The sequence below is a fragment of the Janthinobacterium sp. GW460-12-1-14-LB5 genome (assembly GCF_059423585.1).
Genome location: NZ_JBWKYD010000002.1, coordinates 297,572 through 315,676, shown reverse-complemented (window position 1 = coordinate 315,676; position 18,105 = coordinate 297,572). Strand labels below are relative to the sequence as shown.

General features: G+C 59.7%; 15 protein-coding genes. 9 read left to right on the top strand and 6 right to left on the bottom strand.

Annotation, left to right across the window (positions count from 1 at the left end; all coding sequences use genetic code 11):
* The first annotated feature begins 7 nt into the window (after positions 1 to 7).
* The 5 genes from AC07X6_RS03105 (at position 8) to AC07X6_RS03085 (ending at position 3,355) form a co-directional block, all read left to right on the top strand.
* Positions 8 to 478: an RDD family protein gene (locus AC07X6_RS03105; protein ID WP_494790074.1), complete on the top strand. Its 471-nt coding sequence runs from the start codon at positions 8 to 10 to the stop codon at positions 476 to 478.
* Positions 479 to 976: 498 nt separating this feature from the next.
* The gene (locus tag AC07X6_RS03100; RefSeq protein ID WP_494790073.1) at positions 977 to 1,711 is read left to right on the top strand and encodes a helix-turn-helix transcriptional regulator; all 735 of its coding nucleotides are present in this window, start codon (positions 977 to 979) and stop codon (positions 1,709 to 1,711) included.
* A 180-nt stretch (positions 1,712 to 1,891) separates the two neighbouring features.
* Positions 1,892 to 2,341: a hypothetical protein gene (locus tag AC07X6_RS03095; protein ID WP_474291079.1), complete on the top strand. Its 450-nt coding sequence runs from the start codon at positions 1,892 to 1,894 to the stop codon at positions 2,339 to 2,341.
* A gap of 33 nt (positions 2,342 to 2,374) precedes the next feature.
* Positions 2,375 to 2,767, top strand: a complete 393-nt coding sequence (locus tag AC07X6_RS03090) for a hypothetical protein (protein WP_230538118.1) — start codon at positions 2,375 to 2,377, stop codon at positions 2,765 to 2,767.
* 63 nt (positions 2,768 to 2,830) lie between these two features.
* A complete protein-coding gene (locus AC07X6_RS03085; protein ID WP_494790072.1) occupies positions 2,831 to 3,355 on the top strand; it encodes a hypothetical protein in 525 nt (174 codons plus the stop codon).
* Between the two features lie 26 nt (positions 3,356 to 3,381).
* On the opposite strand, the gene AC07X6_RS03080 is transcribed toward AC07X6_RS03085, so the two are convergent.
* A complete protein-coding gene (locus AC07X6_RS03080) occupies positions 3,382 to 3,837 on the bottom strand; it encodes a tellurite resistance TerB family protein (RefSeq protein ID WP_230538120.1) in 456 nt (151 codons plus the stop codon).
* Positions 3,838 to 4,194: 357 nt separating this feature from the next.
* Here AC07X6_RS03080 and AC07X6_RS03075 point away from each other — a divergent pair, with 357 nt between their 5' ends.
* Both AC07X6_RS03075 and AC07X6_RS03070 read left to right on the top strand, forming a co-directional pair.
* Positions 4,195 to 5,001 carry a lipid II flippase Amj family protein gene (locus AC07X6_RS03075; RefSeq protein ID WP_494790071.1) on the top strand — a complete coding sequence of 269 codons (807 nt, stop codon included), beginning with the start codon at positions 4,195 to 4,197 and terminating at the stop codon, positions 4,999 to 5,001.
* Between the two features lie 31 nt (positions 5,002 to 5,032).
* On the top strand, positions 5,033 to 6,703 hold the full coding sequence (locus AC07X6_RS03070) for a hypothetical protein (RefSeq protein WP_494790070.1): 1,671 nt from the start codon (positions 5,033 to 5,035) through the stop codon (positions 6,701 to 6,703).
* A gap of 117 nt (positions 6,704 to 6,820) precedes the next feature.
* On the opposite strand, the gene purL is transcribed toward AC07X6_RS03070, so the two are convergent.
* Positions 6,821 to 10,858 (bottom strand): phosphoribosylformylglycinamidine synthase, encoded by a 4,038-nt coding sequence (gene purL, locus AC07X6_RS03065; RefSeq protein WP_494790069.1) that lies wholly within the window; start codon positions 10,856 to 10,858, stop codon positions 6,821 to 6,823.
* A gap of 199 nt (positions 10,859 to 11,057) precedes the next feature.
* Positions 11,058 to 12,122 carry a GGDEF domain-containing protein gene (locus tag AC07X6_RS03060; RefSeq protein WP_230538124.1) on the bottom strand — a complete coding sequence of 355 codons (1,065 nt, stop codon included), beginning with the start codon at positions 12,120 to 12,122 and terminating at the stop codon, positions 11,058 to 11,060.
* 347 nt (positions 12,123 to 12,469) lie between these two features.
* Between AC07X6_RS03060 and AC07X6_RS03055 the strand changes: the two genes are divergently transcribed.
* A complete protein-coding gene (locus tag AC07X6_RS03055; protein ID WP_494790068.1) occupies positions 12,470 to 14,095 on the top strand; it encodes a response regulator in 1,626 nt (541 codons plus the stop codon).
* Positions 14,096 to 14,317: 222 nt separating this feature from the next.
* Here the strand turns inward: AC07X6_RS03055 and AC07X6_RS03050 are convergent, their stop codons facing one another.
* From AC07X6_RS03050 to AC07X6_RS03040, 3 genes are all read right to left on the bottom strand, one after another.
* Entirely contained in the window at positions 14,318 to 15,412 is a 1,095-nt protein-coding gene (locus AC07X6_RS03050) for a S41 family peptidase (protein WP_494790067.1), read from the bottom strand.
* Positions 15,413 to 15,533: 121 nt separating this feature from the next.
* Complete coding sequence (locus tag AC07X6_RS03045) at positions 15,534 to 16,016, bottom strand: MarR family winged helix-turn-helix transcriptional regulator (RefSeq protein WP_494790066.1); 483 nt, start codon at positions 16,014 to 16,016, stop codon at positions 15,534 to 15,536.
* A gap of 75 nt (positions 16,017 to 16,091) precedes the next feature.
* Positions 16,092 to 16,394 carry an HNH endonuclease gene (locus AC07X6_RS03040; protein WP_230538128.1) on the bottom strand — a complete coding sequence of 101 codons (303 nt, stop codon included), beginning with the start codon at positions 16,392 to 16,394 and terminating at the stop codon, positions 16,092 to 16,094.
* 251 nt (positions 16,395 to 16,645) lie between these two features.
* On the opposite strand from AC07X6_RS03040, the gene AC07X6_RS03035 reads away from it, so the two are divergent.
* Positions 16,646 to 18,097, top strand: coding sequence for a serine hydrolase (locus AC07X6_RS03035; RefSeq protein WP_494790065.1), 1,452 nt, complete (start codon positions 16,646 to 16,648; stop codon positions 18,095 to 18,097).
* Positions 18,098 to 18,105: the final 8 nt, after the last annotated feature.

The following is an 18,105-nucleotide window of genomic DNA, read 5'->3' as shown; positions in this document are numbered from 1 at the left end:
AAAAATAATGCAACAGAATCCTGAAATGGACTATGTCGGCTTTTGGCCGCGCGTTGGCGCGACGTTGATCGACACCTTGCTCTTGCTGATTATCATCATGCCGATGCTGATAGCCATATATGGCCGAAGCTACTTTTCGACCGATTCCTTGTTCCGTGGCCCGGCCCACTTCATGATTTCATGTGTCATGCCGCCACTGATTCAATTGGCGTTTTGGATTACCTTGTCTACAACACCTGGCAAGATGGCCATCGGCGCGATCATTGTCGATGCGAAGACGGGCAACAAGCCTTCTGCCGGCCAGTGTGTCAAACGCTGTCTCAGTTCTTACCTGTCTGCGCTACCGCTTTACCTGGGGTTCTTTTGGATTGGCAAGGACTCGCGCAAGCAGGGGTGGCATGACAAGATCGCTGACACGGTGGTGATACGGCGCAAGACCGCTGCAGTGCCGGCCTCTCCTGGCCTGCCATTGCGATAAGCAAACTTGATGATGATACCTCTCGCCAACCTGGACGAACATGCCCTTCGGGAAACGCATCAAGAGCGGTTTCGCCAGGGCGTTAAGGGAAAGTGTCAAGCTCCTGTCCGAAATGCAACGGCGTGCTTTGACAGCGAAAACCGTTGCGTTGCTGGAACTTGAATTCTGTCCGCGAGAAGCGGTCTCATCGAAAAAATACTGCCGGCCATTTGACTTCCACGATCAGCATGGCATGCGACTCCCGCCCCATGCCATGAGTTTATATTTTGACAATTTTTTATTGTATCGGGGAATGTTTAATCCGGGAGCACGATTGCATCGGCGGCGGCGCATTGCGGTGGGGCAGCCTTTGTACTATCTTGATAGTTGCCCAGGACAGATGGCAGCGCCCCACCCCTCCCCACAAAGGCGGGGCGGATCGCCGCGCAAGACCGCCCTTACCCAGTTCCGCACCTGCACGCCTGCGGCACACTGATGTCATGAGGATTGGGGGCAAGCATGGACACAGGTACGGCAACGGCGGATGTGGGCAAACTGATCGCCGCCATGTACGACTCGGCCTGCGGCGCGGGCGACTGGCCGCAGCTCGACAGCGCTGGCCTGAGCGGCCAGCAATGGCAGGAACTGCTGCCGCATCTGCAGCGCGCGCTGTGCCTGCAGCAGCGCCTGCGCGAGGCGCAGCTGGCCAGCCACTGCGCGCTGGCGGCGCTCGACGCCATGGGCGCCGCCGTGCTGGTGCTCGATGCCAACCTCGCGCTGCGCTTCGCCACCCCCGCCGGACATGCGCTGCATGCGGCGCAACTGGAACACGCCGCCCCGCCCGCCCTGGTGCGCGCCGTACGCCTGGTGATCGCCGGCGCCGGTGGCGCGGCGCAATGCCAGTCGCTGCGCCTGGCGCGCAAGCAGCAAGCGCCGCTGGCCCTGACCGTCACCGCGCTTGCCGATTGCCAGCCCACGTGCGCACTGCTGATCGCGCGCGACCCCACAAAAACGTGCACGTCCGTCCCGGCCTTGCGCCAGCTGTTTGACTTGACGCAAGCCGAAGCGCAAGTGGGCAAGGCGCTGGCGCAAGGGGCCACCATCGAGGAAATCGCCGCGCGCGGCGGCATCAGCGTCAACACCGTCAAGACGCACCTGCACCACACCTATTTAAAGACGGATACGCGGCGCCAGGGCGAGCTGATCGCCCTGATCCACGGCGCAACGGCGCACCTGGCCATCCTCGATGCCTGAGTCCGTGTCATCCGATCGGATGATGCGCGGTGCATATTGCCTGACTACACTGGCAAGACCGGCAGGCCGCGCCTTGTCATAGTGACAGCAGCACGCGCGGACGAGCCGGTTCGGTTTCCCTGGCAAGCACATCGCCGCGCCGGCAGCGGACGGCACCACAATTCAAGGATGGGTAAAAAAATGAAAACATGGATCCTCGCCGGCACCCTGGGCGTCTGCGCCCTGCTGGCAAATGCGCAAACGCTCCCCGACAGCCAGACCGTCGTCGTTCCAGGCGGACGCCTGCAGACGATCGAACTGCCGGCACACAAACATTTCATGAGTGCGGAAACGTTTGCCCCGTTCCGCGGCGGCTATGAGCTGTCGAACGGACAAGTGCTCTACCTGCGCAATGCGGGCAACATCGGCGCCATCATGTATGCGCGCATCGATGACCAGGAAGAACACCAGATCGTCGCCAGCGGCAGCAACAGCTTCGTGGCGCTCGACCAGCAACTGGCCATGCGCATCGACCTGCGCGACGATGGCAGCGTGGGCGGCGAAGTACGGATGGTCGTGCCGGCCGAAAAAATGGCCAGCGGCGGCATCGTGCCTGCCCACGTGCAAAGCATGAGCCTGGCATCGCGCTAGGGCGGCAAGCCGCATGCCGCATGGGTGGCAGCCATGAGCAAGCAGTATTCCGTGCAACAGCAAAACGCCCTGACCCAGGCCGCCATCAGGCAGACGGCGGCCTGGTGGCGCGCCCGCCCCTTGCCGGACGCCTTGCGCCAGTGCGCGGCCAGCCATGGCGTGGCGCTCGATGCCGCCCTCATGCTCGACCTGCAACTGGCCTGGCCCGGCATGCCCGCCGTCTACGGCAAGCTGCTGAGCGCCGACGGCCACTTCATTCATTTCGAGATGGATCTGGACGACAAGCTGCGCCCCCTGCCCGGCAGCGTGGCGTGGGACGACATCAGCGCCGGCTACGACCTGGCCGCACACAAGCGCGGCACGGGCGTGGGCTATGGGGTGTTGTGCAAGAAAGTGCTGCAGGAATTGAATCGCGGCGCGTCCTAGCGGAACCGCCGCCTTCGCATGCTATGATCGGCGCCCCGTTCATAAGACAAATGGCAACGCCCCATGCAGCATCCATCCGGCAGTCAATCCCGATCCCTGCTGCGCCGCGGCCTACGCCTGCTGGCCTGGCCCCTGCTAGCCCTGGTCAGCGCCGCCTGCACCAGCACCACGCGCCATCCTGCCAGCGAGCCCACGCCAGTCATCCTGCGCTTTACCTATGACGATGGCAAGCCGATGCGGCATGACGATTACCTGGCCCAGGCGCGCCAGCAAACGTATATCAAACGCTGCAGCAAGATAGGCAGCACCACTGTCTGCGACGTCGGCTCGGATGCACTGTTCACGGGCGGCGACGCCCCGCTGGACGCCAACGGCGAAGTGCGCGTCACCCTGCACTCGACCGGCCCGATCGGTAACAATCCGACCAGTCTTTGCATCAAGGGCAAAGGCTACGTCTTTGATTCCGGCGACTGGAAACGCGGTCCCTTCAGCCCCGGCCAGGTGATCGAGATCCGCTACAGGATACGCGAAGTGGAGATGGCGTGCCCGTGGTCGTCGGGCACGCCGCCGTGGTGGGACAAGAGTTAAGCCAGCCGGAGCCGGCCGGCCCGGCTTTACTGCAGCTCGAACTCCGCCGGAGTCAAGCCCAGCTCGCGCGCGATCTTGCTGGCCACGCGCTGCTCGTTGGCGTCGAAATTGCCATCCGACGAAGCGACGGCGATAATCATGCGCACCAGCAGGCGCGACGCCTCCACATTCGACTTCATCTTGCCCAGCGCCTGATAGGCCTTGGCTTCACCGATATCCTTGTCGAACTCCAGCTGGCCGACATACTCCTGGAAAGCCTTGATGACATCGCTGGTGGTAAACACGGATAGCGCGTCATTGCTTTCAATAAACTTCACCATCTTCTGCTTCTCTTCCGCACTGACGCTGCCGTCGGCCATCGAGATCAGGGCCGAGCCCGCCATCGCGGCGTTCAGGAAATCCTTGTTCTTGTACTTCAAGGCCTCGGTTTTCAGTTCGCTTGCCTTGGACTTCAGCTTGGACAAAAAGGAATCGAAACTCATGGTGTACCTCCGGGTTGGTGTGGGTGCGGCAGCGCTACGCTGCCACTCCCACCCAACTGAGGGCGCATGCCTGAATTGCAAGCGGCGGGAACAAGCCTTGCCTCCGATGAAAGCATGGCAAAACCCAGAGCAAGGGCCGGGGTCAGTCACTTCGTGATCGTAATGTCCCCCATTGGGAGACATTACCCCTGTAGGGTCTGACCCCAGTTTCTGCCTTGGGGTGAAAGACAGCCGACTGCCTACAAACACACAAAACACCACGAAACCCAATTAACACGAAAATTAACTTCTTTGCAGTTGAAAAATAAGTAACTTCATGGCAGCATGGAATTACATTTTCTTTACTGCAAGGTTGTGATGGACAAGCAATTGTTGTTGATTTGCGCACTGACGTTCATCATCCACCTCATCGGCACCCTAGCCTACTCCGTGCGCATCGCCGGCATCCGCACGCGGCGCATCGCCGTCTCGCTGGCCCTGTTCAGCATTCTGATGCTGCTGTCGCGCACCTCGAACTCTTTCCTGGGGCCATTCCTGGCCAAGCGCGTGGAAACGGGCATCGACCAGCATGTTGCCGCCAGCACGCTATTGCTGGACTTCCGCTGGCTGCTGTGCTCCGCCAGCCTGGCGACGATATTGGGCGCCATCCTGATCCCCACCTTCCAGCGCGCCTTTTGCCGCGCCGTCGAACACTTCCAGGTGCACAGGTCGGTGCCGAAACTGCTGCTGCACGCCGTTTTCAAGGGCGGCTTGTCCTACCTCAAGACCTCCGCCAGCCTGCCCAAGCCCGCCAACGTCACGGGCCTGCGCCAAAAATCAGGCGTTTCCATCTCCATGACAGCCATGAACGTCATCGCCACAGCCCTGTGGACGGTAGGCGTCTTCGCGGCCCTGTACGCAGGCGTGCTCGACCCCAGCGTGCGCGTCACCTCCAGCACCCTGTCATCAATCATCAACGGCGGCGCCACCATCATGATGGCCGTCTTCATCGACCCGCACATGTCGGGCATGACGGATGACGTCATCGAAGGAAAGATCGAAGAATCGCAGTTCAGACGGGCGGTGGTATGGCTGGTGGGGAGCAGATTGGCGGGGACGCTGATTGCGCAGTTTTTGCTGGTGCCGTCGGCGCTGATTATAAGCAGGTTTGCCAGCGCGCTATAAATATTAAAATATAAAATAGGGGGAAAATACTATGGGTGAGTATATTGACTCAGCAATAAAAATGATCTATGAAGGTGAAAATGATCATATAGTTATTGGATTGACTGGGAGAACTGGCAGTGGATGCTCAACAGTAGCAAAAATCCTACAAAGCAAGTTGGAGGATCTACATCACTCCCTACACAAAGGCGACAATCCAACAAGTAATGATGAGCGAAAGCAAAAAATCATCTATCGCCACCTGATCAGAACTTGGCAACCATTTCAATTAATTCAGGTACGCTCAATTATAAGCTTGTTATTAGTTGAAAATGACGTAGATTTAGCCATAGAGTTCATAAAGAAAAATTTTTCAGGAAATGATGAAGCATACACAACAACAAAAGATATTCTCATAGAATTAAAAGAAAAATCAGATAACATATCAAAAAGTGAAAATTCATTAGAAATTATAGATTTTTACACGAGATATTTACCTGTAAAAAGCGAAGAAATAAAAGTATCACTAGGGGAAACCATAATGGTCCCCCTATATCAAATAATAGGGAAAAATATACGCCTATCTGGACATCCATTTAACGAAGAAACCGTCGAGCGTGCATTTTTTTCATTATCAAAGAAAATAAATGAAATAATAATAAAGCTCACAAAATGCAATAGCATTGAGGGAATTAAATCATTAATTGTCGTGGACGCCATTAGAAATCCTCTTGAGGCAATTTTTCTACAAGATCGAATTACAAACTTCCATCTCGTTGCAGTATCTTGCCCAGAGGACCAAAGACTAAACAGATTAGCATCGCAGAATTTCTCAGCCAGTCAAATAAAATCTATAGATGACATTGAATATACTGATAGCGACATAGAGGCGGATAAAACCTACTCGATGCAAGATATCCAAGGATGCCTTCAACGTGCAGATATTTACTTAAGCAATGCAGATGGAGATAGCAAAGTTGGCATGTTACTAAATCTAACGAACCAAATAGTTAGGTTAATTTCGCTAATGAAGCGTCCTGGAATTATTACACCTACCGCACTAGAACGGTGTATGCAAATAGCATATACCGCAAAGTTAAACTCTGGCTGCATATCTAGACAAGTGGGTGCATTGGTGACTGACAAGCATTTCTCCGTGAAGGCTATTGGCTGGAATGATACTCCTCACGGACAGGTTCCATGCAATCTGCGGAATCGAGACGACTTACTTAACGGATTAGATGGAAAAGCATATAGCAATTACGAAAAAAATAACGAAAAGTATCTAGAGAATTTCAGAACAAGAAACATTAGATATATAAAGATAGCCGAGACAGGTAGAAATGTATCATATTTCTTTAAGTCAGAATACAATTCCATAGACGGAAAGAATAATCAAGTACACACCCGTTCATTGCATGCAGAAGAAAATGCCTTTCTCCAAATATCGAAATATGGAGGCCAAGGAGTTTATGGCGGATTCTTATTTACCACAGCCAGCCCATGCGAACTATGCGCAAAGAAAGCATATCAACTAGGAATTGAAAGAATATATTACATAGATCCTTACCCTGGAATATCTATAAGCCACATTCTGGAAGGAGGAACTTCAGATCCATATATGGAACTTTTCTCTGGAGCTATCGGACGATCTTTTCATAAATTATATACACCAATTATGGCTTATAAAGATGAACTAAATGCATTGGGGCCGAAAATATAAACTAAAATTTAGCACTCAAACATAATGCAAAAAGCCGCTGTCTCCCGACAGCGGCTTTCTCATTCCTACCCCAGCAGCAGCGCCTTGAACTCCAGCGCTGCCCTGCTAGCGAACTAATTACCCCACAAACTTCCGTGCATTCCTGAACATGCGCATCCATGGCGAGTCCTCGCCCCATGCTTCAGGGTGATACGACTGCTGGACGCTGCGGAACACGCGCTCCGCGTGCGGCATCAGCACGGTGAAGCGGCCGTCTGGCGTGGTGACGGAGGTGATGCCTTCCGGCGAGCCGTTCGGGTTGTATGGATACGCTTCGGTGGCGGCGCCCTTGTTGTCGACGAAGCGCATGGCTTTGGTGACCTGGGTGATGTCGCCCGTTTGCGAGAAGTCGGCGTAGCCTTCGCCGTGGGCGATGGCGATGCCGGCTTGGGTGCCGGCCATGCCGTTGAAGAAGATCGATGGGGAATCCATCACTTCGACCATGGCGAAGCGGCCTTCGAATTTCTCCGACTTGTTGCGCGTGAACTTGGGCCAGGCATGGGCGCCGGGGATGATCGATTTCAGGTTGCTCATCATCTGGCAGCCGTTGCAGATGCCGAGGCCAAAGCTGTCCGTGCGGTTGAAGAAGCGCGCGAACTGTTCCGCCAGGCTGGCGTTGAACAGAATCGTTTTCGCCCAGCCTTCGCCCGCGCCCAGCACGTCGCCGTACGAGAAGCCGCCCACGGCGATGACGCCCTGGAAGTCGTCCAGTTTCACGCGGCCCGCAATCAGGTCGCTCATGTGCACGTCGACGGCCGTGAAGCCTGCCTGGTGCATCACGTAGGCCGTCTCGATGTGCGAGTTGACGCCCTGCTCGCGCAGGATGGCGACACGGGGACGCACGCCGGTGGCGATGAATGGCGCGGCGATGTTGTCGTTCTGGTCAAACGTAACGATAGGCGACATGCCCGGGTCTTGCACGTCCAGCAGGCGGTCGTATTCGGCGTCCGCGCAGGCCGGGTTGTCGCGCAGGCGGGCGATGCGCCAGCTCGTTTCGCTCCACAGGCGGTGCAGGTCCGCGCGCGGCTGGGTGTAAATGAGCTTGGCGTCGCGCGTGAATTCGATCACGTCGCGGTCGTTCAATTTGCCGATGATATGGCTGCAGGCGCCCAAATTAAACGTGCGCAGCACGTCCATGACGAGCGACTTTTCTTCCGCGCGCACCTGGATGACGGCGCCCAGCTCTTCGCTGAACAAGGCGCGTAGCGTCAGTTCGTTGCGGCGTTCCGCTACCTGGCCGGTCCAGTTCTTGGCGTCGCCCCAGTCGCTCGAATGCTCGCCTTCCATGGTCAGCATGTCCAGGTTGACGGACATGCCCGTGTGGCCGGCGAAGGCCATTTCCGTCAGGGTGGCGTACAGGCCGCCGTCCGAACGGTCATGGTAGGCCAGCAGCTTGTCGTCGCTGTTGAGCTTTTGAATGGCGGCGAAGAAGCCTTTCAGGTCTTCCGCGCTGTCCACGTCCGGCGTTTCATTGCCCAGCTGGCCCATGACTTGCGTCAGCGCAGAGGCGCCCAGGCGGTTCTTGCCGCGGCCCAGGTCGATCAAGATCAAGGACGTGTCGCCCTGGTCCGTCTTCAGCTGTGGCGTGAGCGACTTGCGCACGTCCGTCACTGGCGCGAACGAGGAAACGATCAGGGAGACCGGCGAGGTGACGGATTTCGCCGCGCCCGTGCCCTCGTCTTTCCACGTCGTGCGCATCGACAGCGAATCCTTGCCGACTGGGATGCTGATGCCCAGCGCCGGGCACAGGTCCATGCCGACGGCCTTGACCGTGTCGTACAGGGCCGCGTCCTGGCCAGGCTGGCCGCAGGCGGCCATCCAGTTGGCGGACAGCTTGATGTCGGAAATGTCGGCAATCGCGGCGGCGGCGATGTTGGTGACGGCTTCGCCCACGGCCATGCGGCCGGAAGCTGCCGCGTCGATGACGGCCAGCGGCGTGCGTTCGCCCATGGCCATCGCTTCGCCCAGGTAGCCCTCGAAGCTCATGGTGGTGACGGCGCAATCGGCCACCGGCACTTGCCATGGTCCCACCATCTGGTCGCGCACGGTCATGCCGCCCACGCTGCGGTCGCCGATGGTGATCAGGAACGATTTGTCGGCCACGGTCGGCAGCAGCAGCACTTTTTGCGCTACATCAACCAGGTCCATGCCCGTCAGGTCAATCGCCGGGAAATCGTTGGCCACGTGGACCACGTCGCGCTGCATCTTCGGCGGCTTGCCCAGCAAGACATCCATCGGCATGTCGACCGGTTCATTGCCCAGTTCCGGATCGATCAATTTCAGTTGACGCTCTTCGGTGGCCACGCCCACGGCGGCGAACAGGCAGCGTTCGCGTTCGCACATGGCTTTGAACAGTGGCAGGCTTTCCGGCGCGATGGCGAGAACGTAGCGTTCCTGCGATTCATTGCTCCAGATTTCCTTCGGCGCCATGCCCGATTCTTCCAGCGGGATCTTGCGCAGGTCGAAAATCGCGCCGCGCTTGGCATCGTTGGTGATTTCCGGGAAAGCGTTCGACAAGCCGCCCGCACCCACGTCGTGGATGGAGATGATCGGGTTGTCCGCGCCCATTTGCCAGCAGGCGTTGATGACTTCCTGGGCACGGCGTTCCATTTCCGGATTGCCGCGCTGCACGGAATCGAAGTCCAGGTCGGCCGTGTTGCTGCCGGTGGTCATCGACGAGGCGGCGCTGCCGCCCATGCCGATGCGCATGCCCGGGCCACCGAGCTGCACCAGCAGGCTGCCGACGGGGATGTCGTTCTTGTGCGTGTGCTGCGCCGAGATATTGCCGATGCCGCCCGCGATCATGATGGGCTTGTGGTAGCCGAATACGGCATCTTTGTCTGCGCCGACGTTCTGCTCATACGTGCGGAAGTAGCCGCCCAGGACCGGACGGCCGAATTCGTTCGAGAACGCGGCGCCGCCCAATGGGCCTTCGATCATGATCTGCAGCGGCGACGCGATGCGCTCCGGCTTGCCGTATTGATCCGCATCAGTACGCGACGCCAGCGGCGCCGTCACGGAAGCGGCCGTTTCCCAGCTGCGCACGGCATCCGGCAGCGACAGGTTCGACACGGTGAAACCCGTCAGGCCAGCCTTCGGCTTGGCGCCGCGGCCCGTCGCGCCTTCGTCGCGGATCTCGCCGCCCGCGCCCGTGGAGGCGCCGGGGAAGGGAGAAATCGCCGTCGGGTGGTTATGCGTTTCCACCTTCATCAGCGTGTGCGTCAGTTCCGTGGAAGCCGCGTATTCGTGGCTGGCGCCGCGCGGGTAGAAGCGCGACACGGTGGCGCCTTCCATGATGGACGAGTTGTCGCTGTAGGCGACGACGGTGCCCTTCGGCTGCAGTTCGTGCGTGTTCTTGATCATGCCGAACAGCGACTTGGGCTGCGCCACGCCGTCGATGGTCCAGTCGGCGTTGAAGATCTTGTGGCGGCAATGCTCGCTGTTCGCCTGCGCGAACATCATCAGTTCCACGTCCGTCGGGTTGCGGCCGGCCTTGGTGAAGGCGGCGTCCAGGTAGTCGATTTCGTCTTCCGACATCGCCAGGCCCAGTTCCGTGTTCGCCGTTTCCAGCGCGCGCTTGCCCTGCCCCAGCAAGTCGATCGATTCCAGCGGACGCGCTTCCAGGGTGCGGAACAGGTCCTTGGCATCGTCGGCGCTGCGCAGCACGGATTCCGTCATGCGGTCGTGCAGCAGGTCGGCCACGGCCTGTACTTGCTCGTCCGACAATTTCCCGGCGCCAATGGCGCTGCCCAGGATGCCCGATTTCAGGTTGATGCGGAAAGCGACGCCGCGTTCGACGCGCTTGATGTGCGCCATGCCGCAGTTGTGCGCGATGTCGGTGGCTTTCGAAGCCCACGGCGAAATCGTGCCGAAACGGGGGATGACGAAGAATTCTTCGGCAGCGCCTTCCGTATTGTCAGCGTGGGCCGGCTCGCCGTACGTCAGCAAGGCGCCAAGGCGCGTGCTGTCGTCGTTGCTGAGAGGCGCGCTGGCATCGATGAAATGGACATAGCGTGCTTGTACGGCAACAATCGCAGGCGAGACGGCTTGCAGTTGGCTTAACAGACGGTGGCTACGGAAATGGGACAGGGCATTGGAACCCGGCAGTATCAACATGATTGGAAGGTGGTTGATGCAGCGTGGCTGCGGGTTAAAGGTAGGTATGACAATATCTTTCGTACGGCAAATTTCCTTTGCGCGCATTATACCCGTTTTACCCCTGCTTTATGACCGGAACTTATGGCTTCCGGGCCATTTTGCCCCTGAAACCGGCAGTTTTTGCCAACTTGCAACAACCAGCCCGCGCGAGCGAGCATCAGGCGATCACGTAGCGGTTCTTGCCTTGCCGCTTGGCCAGGTACAGCGCTTCGTCGGCCAGCCGGTAGCTGTGGCCCAGTTCCCTGCCCCGGTCCAGCTCGGCCACTCCCACGCTGATCGAGACGAATTGTGCCGCATGGAAAGCCTGGCTGACGGCCTCGACCAGGGCGCCGGCAAAGGCGCCCGCATCCTCGCGGCTGCCCGCGTAGACGATGCCGAATTCCTCGCCGCCCAGGCGCCCGCACAGATGGCCTTGCGCCTTGCCGGCGATGATGGCGGCCGTGCGCACCAGCACCTCGTCGCCCGCATCGTGGCCCTGCTGGTCGTTGATGATCTTGAAATCGTCGATATCGATCATCAGGAAGTGCAGCATGCCGCCCTGCGGCGCGCCATGCATCTGCTGGGCGCGCTGCGTGAACATGCGGCGGTTGTTCAAGCCCGTCAGGCTGTCCTGGAAGGCCAGCCGCGTCAATTCCACCTTGGAGTGATAGTTGCGTAAACGCAATAGGCTGAAACTGACATTCAGCGCCAGCCCGAACAGCACGCTGACGGCGATCATCAGCGGCGCCCACGACTGGTCGGGCAAGCCCGCATTCACGGGATACAGGCCGTGGCCCACGTTCCACCACACGCCGGCCACCACGGCCAGGTAGCTGAGGCCGCCGTTGAAGATGGAAGCGATGGCCAGGGTCATGAAGACGCCCACGGGCAAGACCCAGAAGCTGGCGTGATCGATGGCGTCGGCCATGGTGCGCAAGCCAAAAGTGAGGGTCAGCACGGCGCAGGCGCCCGTAATGGTCAGCACGGGCAAGGTGGTGCAGCGGTAGCGCACCACCAGGCTCGTCAACATGCCCAGCAGCGCCAGCACGGCGTGCGCCTGGTTCGGATGATACGGCGCCGGCATCAGCAGCCAGGTCAGGCTGAAGGCGATGATGCCCAGCAGCTGCGTGACCATGCCGACCCGGTGCAATTCCGCGAAATACGTGTGCTGCTGTTCGCTGTTGCCGCCGAATGCCAGGGGGACGGCGATGCGCCGCAGGGAGGAAAGGTCAGGAATGCGCATACGGGTATCGACACCAGAAAGAAGAAAGCGCCCGGTACAGCCTTGCGCATGCCTGGCCGCGCAATTGCGCGGCATCCAACATTAGTTGTAATTAGGATACTATCATGCTAGTCAACTATTTGCTGAATTATGCGGCGCCGGCACCCGCGCGCAGGCCGGCGGCGCCACGAAATACAACGGCGCGCGCCGCCGGACGCGCCCGGCGCCCTGCCCCGCGCCCGATTGCATGCATTTTGCTGGCAGTGTCGCCCGGCTTTGCAGTATGCTGATAAAAAATATTGCCGCCAGGCAGATACATATAAGAAGAGTTCCCGCAAATGACCGAACAGATGAACGAGAGCTGAACAATGCCAGAAACTAGCGACTTATCTGTCCTGATCGTCGACCCGAACCCCAGCATGCGGGGCAATCTGCACAATATGCTGAACCAGGCGGCCATCACCAAGGTGGAATATGCCGTCAATTCCGGCACGGCCATCCGCTTGCTGACGAAGAAACCGTTCGACATCATCCTGTGCGAATACGACCTGGGCAGCGGCACGGACGGCCAGGATGGCCAGCAATTACTGGAAGACTTGCGCCATCACAAGCTGATCGGCCTGTGGACGATCTTCATCATGCTGACCTCGGAAGCCATCCACAGCAAGGTGATCAGCGCGGCCGAACTGACCCCGTCCGACTACATATTGAAACCGTTCACCGTCGACGTGCTGAGCGGGCGCATCGCCCGCGCCATCGAGCGGCGCGCCATTTTCCTGCCCACCTATCAGCTGATCGACAAGGGCGACTTGCGCGAAGCCGTGAAAAGCTGCCGCGCGGCCGAGCTGCAGCACCCGCGCCTGGCCGCCGATTTCGCCCGCCTGCGCGCCGAACTGCACCTCGCCCTGGACGAATGGAAGGAAGCGGAACAGCTGTACGCAGACATGCTGGCCACGCGGCCCATGGCCTGGGCCCACCTGGGCCTGGCGCGCACCCTGTTCGAACAGCAGCGCCACGAAGAAGCGCAGGACGCGCTGCTGGAACTGGTGGAAACCTATCCCCGCTTCATGGCCGCCTACGACTTGCTGGCGCAAAACCATGAAGCCATGGGCCAGCAGGTGCAGGCCAAGAAAATCCTCGAGGACGCCGTGGCCATTTCACCGCACATGGTGCGCCGCTTGCGCCACCTGGGCGGCATCGCCTACGACACGGGCGACATCGGCGCGGCCGAACGAGCATATAAACAGGTCGTGACGAAGGCGAAGTATTCCGAATTCCGCGACCCGGAAGACCACGTCAACCTGGTCAGAACGCTGGTAAAAAAGGGCGATGCGCCGCAGGCGAGCGGCGTGCTGCGCGACATGGAGCGCTCGCTGCGCGGCGGCGCCAACGTGGAAGCGTGCCGCGCCATCTCGGCCGCCATGCTGCATGAATTGTCGGGCAACGACATCGCCGCCGCCACCGAACTGCAGCTGGCCGCCGCCGCCCTGGACGACGCACGCGGCCTGTCGACCCAGCTCAAGGTGGGCCTCGTGCAAAGCTGCCTGAAGAACAACCTGGAGCAGGCCGCGTCCGAGGTCATGATGAAGCTCGTCAACGAGGCCGACAGCGACGTGACGATGGAAGCGGCCGTGGACGTGTTTGAAAAAGCGGGACGGCATGATCTGGCGCAAGGCATGGGCCAGCAAATCACGCACCAGGTGCAGGAACTGATGCAGGATGCGGCCAGCAAGTCGGAAAGCGGCGAGCTCAAGGGGGCAGTCTTCGTGCTGCGCCAGGCCCTGCGCAAGACGCCGGGCAACCTGCCCGTGCTGTTCGCCTCCGTCGAGGCCATTTTGCGCCAGCTCAACATGCTGGGCTGGGAAGCCCCGCTGGCCGAACAGGCGCAGCACCAGATGCAAGTGATCCGCAAGATCGACCCCAGGCATCCGCAGCTGGAGTCCTTGAAGCAGCAGTATGAGGCCACGCAGCACAAGTATGGTATTGCTACTTGATTTGAGGGACGCACTGCAAACCTGCTGCGCAGCCCACTCTCGGGTCGGCGTTGCTCACCGTACTAAAGTACGGCTGCGCTACTCAACCCGACATTGGGCTTGCTCGCTACGGTTTTCAGAGGCGTCGTGACGTGCGTTGGCGTCAAAAACGCGCAGGTCAGTCACGCAGGTCGGATTAGCGAGCGGCGCGCGCTTCTTCGCGGGCACGTTCGGTGGCTTGTATCAACGCTCCCCCCTGAGCGTGTAGACCGGCTTGTCGGACTCCCCTTTTTCCGCCATTGCCAGCACGCGCTGCAGTTCCTGGCGCTCGTTGCCCTCCTTGGCCGATGACACCAGCGTGCGCAGGATGGCGACATGCGCCGCCTGCAGCGCCTGCGCCGCGGGCACGGCGATGTCCGGTTTCACGCCGACGTGCTCCCAATTGGTTTTGGTGACGGCATTGGTCGCCCGCGCGGTGGGGATCGAGACAATGATGTCCTGCCCCAGGTTATACCAGCTCACGGGATTGGAGCCGCCGCCCGTGGTTTCCCCGACCACCGTGCCGCGCTTCTGCGCCTGGATGCCATAGGAGAAATCTTCCCCTGCGGAAAACGTGCGGGCCGAGGTCAGCACGTACACGGGCTTGTCGTAACGCTGTGCGACCGTCTTCACGGTCCAGAACTGCCGCGTCGTATCGGTCGGGCGATCGTACATGTCGATCAGGTGACGCTCGTCGCCGAGCGGGAAGAAATGACTCATCAGGTAAGCCACGCTGGCCGGGCTGCCGCCGCCATTGCGGCGCAGGTCGAGGATCAGCGCATCCGTTCCCGCCATGAGCGACATCGCCGCCGTGTACGCCGCGCCGACGAATTCCGGGCCTCCGAAGCCGCGCAGCTCGATATAGCCGATGTTGCCGGGAAGACGTTCGATCTTCTCGATGTCAAAGCCGCGCCGCGCGGCTTGTTCGCGCCATTCGTCCATCTTGGCACGGCTGGGCAGTTCGGCGGTGTCGCTGCGCTCGCGAAGACCTGCATAAAACGCGGCGCCGAAATGCAAGTCGCCGCTCAATTCGCGCAAGTCCTGCGCCAGCGCCGCACTGAACGCCTTCACGTTGGCGGCGCTCGCATAGCCGCCTTCGGCATTTTTCCTGGCGATCGCACTGCCGACCCGTTCAGCCACCGCTGGCTCGATGTAATTCGCGTTCATTTTCGTGACCAGCGTCTGCACGATCGCAGCGCGAGCGGACGCGTTCAACGGCGTGTCCTCCGCCGCGAAGGCATGCAACGACAACAAGGTGCCCAATACGGCTGCTGCGACAAACTTCTTTCTGCCTGACATACATTCCTCCAGGTTGGACTGCGAAGCTACGAAACGTTTGATAGCTGTGGAAAAAAAATGTGCGCAATGCGCCCCCGCCAGGGAACGTCATCGAATCGGCGTTCAGTCAGGCGTGCTTGCATCATTCGGGGGGTTCGTCAGGGTGCCGCCGCAAATTGGCGTCGCGGATGCGCGCGCCGAAGGAGCGCGTCTCGAGTACGGCGATCGCCTGTTCGAGGCAGGCGGACAAGGGAAACGCCAGTTCCGCATCAAGGCTGTCGGCCGCGGATTTGGTCGCCTGCCAGCACACGCGCAGGCGCGGCAGCAGCGTTTCGCCATCGGCGCTGAGGCGCACCACGCGCTGCCGGCCGTCCGCGCCGCCGGCGGCCACCGTCAACAGGCCCTTTTTCACCATCAAGGCCACCGTCTGCGTCGCGGCCGGCTGCGTGAGGCCGCCCACGGCCGCCAGCTCGCCGATGGTGGCGCTTGGCTGCTCGGCCAGCACGCGCATGACCGGCGTGTAGCGCGGCCGGTAATCGAGCCCCGCTTCCACATAGGCTTGCTCGACCGCGCCGTCCAGCAGTTCGATGAGATGTCGTAATTGTGTGCCGAGTCCAGGTTTCATGTCACCATGGTAGCACTATTTACATAAGGACTTATCTAAAATTATTCTATTTTGAAAACTTTTGATTCGCGATTGTCAGCGCGGCAATTTGTACCGTACCAGCAGCGTAGGCCCCTTCCCGCCGGATGGCGTCAGCAGTATCTCATCACCGGGCTGCATCTCTTCATACATCACCGTGCAACAGGTCGGCATCGAGTGGCCGCGCGCCGGATACACGCCAACGTCGGTGTGCAGGTTCGCAGCGCGCACGTCCACACTGGTCTTGCCGGCCTTTCCCTCTTCTTGCAGCAGTTTGCGCAATGCGGTGACGAAGTCCCCTTTACTGAGCCTGGCAGGTGCCTGGCTGGCGGGCGGGCGCGCGGTTGCGTCGTTTTTCATGGCAGTTTCTTTCAGTGTATACATTCCCGCCACTATATCATCCGCCCCTTGGCGGCATCACGTTAACATAGCAACCAGAAGCTGCCCTACGCAATTGCGCAATAGACCCGCTCCATATATCTGGCCAGTGTGCGTTCTGCACCTCTTTTCGGGCGGTCCGTCGCATGCCTGTCAAGCGGTGAAAAATCACAGCGTATTGTTAAGCCTTTATCATGAGCGGCGGGTAGCACGCTGCCAAACAAGGGGAAACAATGCAAAAGAAGATAGGTCTGATAGCTGCGCTCGTATTCGCCTTGAGCGCCGCTGTCAATGTCCAGGCAAGCACGCTTGACGAACTCGTGCGCGCTTACGCTGAACAGCGCGACTTTAGCGGGGTCGTGCTGGTCGCGCGCGATGGCCAGCCCATCTACCAGGCCGCGTTTGGCATCGCGCAGCCGGCCTGGAAGGTAGCCGTCACCAACGATAGCGTCTTTCGTATCGGTTCGCTCAGCAAGCCGCTCACTGCGACCCTGGTCATGCGGCTCGCGGAGCTTGGCCATATCAACCTCGATGAAACCGTCGGTACCTACCTCCCGGCGGCGTATGCAGGTACTGCTGCGGGGAAAATAACGGTGCGACAGCTGCTGGCGCATACGTCCGGCCTGGCCGATCTGCCATCCCGCTACACCGATCCATTCTGGAGCAAGGACGCGCGCCGTCATTACACGCCCAAAGAATTCGCAAGCGAATGGATTCCTGGCGCACTGGCAAGCGAACCCGGGACCTGGCGCTACAACAACAACGGCTATTACTTGCTCGGAATGATAGTTGAAGCGGCCACCGGGAAAAGCTATGCCGAGAATATGAAACAATATGTCTTTGCGCCGGCGGGCATGCAGGACAGCGGCGTCTTCGATGGCCGCGCAATTATCGCGAAACTTGCACAGGGAACCGTGCAGACCGACGATGGCACGCGCGTGATGCCCCCCTATATCGATCCATCCGTATCTTATTCCGCGGCCGGCCTGTATGCGACGGCGCTCGACCTGGTGCGCTTTGACGCTGCGCTGGCCGGCGGCCGCCTGCTCAAGCAGACGTCCCAGCGCGAAATGTTCACCAACAGGGGCAAGGGCTATGGTTACGGCTGGGAGGTCGAGGACTGGGCCGTACGAAAAGATACGCCACTTCCCGTTGTCCTGCATACGGGAAGCGTCCCTGGCTACCAGAGCATATTTGTGCGCTCGCTATCCGATCAGGTGGCGATCGTCATTCTTGACAATGCCTGGCAGGGAGCGACGGTGGTCGCGATGGCAAGAGACATTGCCGACCTTGTGCACGGCAAGCCGGTGGCCTTGCCGCGACGCAGCCTGCAGGCTGCCCTCAGTCCGATCTTGTTTCGCGAGGGCCTGGATGCAATGCGTGCCGCCTACCTCCGCCTGGGAGCACGCGAGTCCGCAACATACGATGTGAGCGAATCCGCACTCAACGCTTTTGGCTATAGCCTGTTGCGCAAGGGCCAGCCGGAAGCTGCCATCCAGGTCTTCCGCTGGAATGCGGAAGCCTATCCCCTTAGCCATAATGTCCACGACAGCCTGGCTGAAGCCCTGCTTGCATCGGGAGACCGCGAAGGCGCCCGCGCCGGCTATGCCAGGGTATTGGCCCTGGATCCAGGCAACCGCCACGCGACTGAAGAACTGGAAAAGCTCCGGCGCACAAATCCCTGAGACCACCG

What these genes read in the sequence shown, in the direction of transcription:
- AC07X6_RS03105 (WP_494790074.1), top strand. Translation starts at nt 8, where the DNA reads ATGCAACAGAATCCTGAAATGGACTATGTCGGCTTTTGGCCGCGCGTT.
- AC07X6_RS03100 (WP_494790073.1), top strand. Translation starts at nt 977, where the DNA reads ATGGACACAGGTACGGCAACGGCGGATGTGGGCAAACTGATCGCCGCC.
- AC07X6_RS03095 (WP_474291079.1), top strand. Translation starts at nt 1,892, where the DNA reads ATGAAAACATGGATCCTCGCCGGCACCCTGGGCGTCTGCGCCCTGCTG.
- AC07X6_RS03090 (WP_230538118.1), top strand. Translation starts at nt 2,375, where the DNA reads ATGAGCAAGCAGTATTCCGTGCAACAGCAAAACGCCCTGACCCAGGCC.
- AC07X6_RS03085 (WP_494790072.1), top strand. Translation starts at nt 2,831, where the DNA reads ATGCAGCATCCATCCGGCAGTCAATCCCGATCCCTGCTGCGCCGCGGC.
- AC07X6_RS03080 (WP_230538120.1), bottom strand. Translation starts at nt 3,837, where the DNA reads ATGAGTTTCGATTCCTTTTTGTCCAAGCTGAAGTCCAAGGCAAGCGAA.
- AC07X6_RS03075 (WP_494790071.1), top strand. Translation starts at nt 4,195, where the DNA reads ATGGACAAGCAATTGTTGTTGATTTGCGCACTGACGTTCATCATCCAC.
- AC07X6_RS03070 (WP_494790070.1), top strand. Translation starts at nt 5,033, where the DNA reads ATGGGTGAGTATATTGACTCAGCAATAAAAATGATCTATGAAGGTGAA.
- purL (WP_494790069.1), bottom strand. Translation starts at nt 10,858, where the DNA reads ATGTTGATACTGCCGGGTTCCAATGCCCTGTCCCATTTCCGTAGCCAC.
- AC07X6_RS03060 (WP_230538124.1), bottom strand. Translation starts at nt 12,122, where the DNA reads ATGCGCATTCCTGACCTTTCCTCCCTGCGGCGCATCGCCGTCCCCCTG.
- AC07X6_RS03055 (WP_494790068.1), top strand. Translation starts at nt 12,470, where the DNA reads ATGCCAGAAACTAGCGACTTATCTGTCCTGATCGTCGACCCGAACCCC.
- AC07X6_RS03050 (WP_494790067.1), bottom strand. Translation starts at nt 15,412, where the DNA reads ATGTCAGGCAGAAAGAAGTTTGTCGCAGCAGCCGTATTGGGCACCTTG.
- AC07X6_RS03045 (WP_494790066.1), bottom strand. Translation starts at nt 16,016, where the DNA reads ATGAAACCTGGACTCGGCACACAATTACGACATCTCATCGAACTGCTG.
- AC07X6_RS03040 (WP_230538128.1), bottom strand. Translation starts at nt 16,394, where the DNA reads ATGAAAAACGACGCAACCGCGCGCCCGCCCGCCAGCCAGGCACCTGCC.
- AC07X6_RS03035 (WP_494790065.1), top strand. Translation starts at nt 16,646, where the DNA reads ATGCAAAAGAAGATAGGTCTGATAGCTGCGCTCGTATTCGCCTTGAGC.